This is a genomic window from Blautia sp. OM07-19 (genome assembly GCF_003481595.1).
GTDB classification, from domain to species: domain Bacteria; phylum Bacillota; class Clostridia; order Lachnospirales; family Lachnospiraceae; genus Blautia_A; species Blautia_A intestinihominis.
Map to the genome: position 1 here is coordinate 1 of NZ_QULA01000092.1, position 698 is coordinate 698.

Annotated in this window: 1 protein-coding gene; it reads left to right on the top strand. The window is 39.8% G+C overall.

From position 1 onward, the window contains the following. Window positions 1-681, top strand: a 681-nt coding sequence (locus DXC01_RS19990) for an IS4 family transposase (RefSeq protein WP_118699695.1), incomplete at its 5' end; no start/stop codon positions are given. Window positions 682-698 lie beyond the last annotated feature (17 nt).

Here is a 698-nt window from a genome sequence, read left to right on the forward strand (position 1 = left end):
TTTCATGAATTACGTAGTTCCCCAGTGGCAGGAAGCATGGTTGTCCGGATGAGCCGGAATCCCAAAGAGCATATCCCATCAAGAAATATAAAAATGGATTACCATTGCAAAAAGGTTACAATCTACCGTCCTCAAAGGAGAAAGGAAAAGCATTTACGGGAAAAGCTGGAGCTGACAGCGATCTATGTGCATGAATCCGGGAAAAAGGGGACAGAATGGTTTCTGCTGACAACGGTAACGGTAAAGAGCGAAAAAGAAATAGAAAAGCTGGTACAGTGTTATGCACACAGATGGAAGATAGAACGGTTTCATTTTATATTAAAGAGTGGGTGCAAAATAGAAAAGAACCAGGCAAGGGACTATGGGAGATTAAGCTTTCTAACGTTATTATATTCTGTCATTGCAATGCAGATATTAAATCTGACTTATCTTGGGAAAATATGTCCGGAAATTTCAAGTGGGATCGTATTTGTTGAAGAGGAATGGAAAGTATTATGTTGTTGCGCAAGAAAAAGCAAGGAAATTCCTGAATCGTATTCACTTAAAGAAGCAATTTATGATCTGGGAGTTCTTGGAGGGACGAAAGGTGCACCGAGCGATGGTATGCCTGGAGTACGTTCTATCTGGCAAGGACTGGATGTACTATATTCATTGCTTGCTTATCGAAATTATCTTGTATAAATATGGGTCAAGTTAAG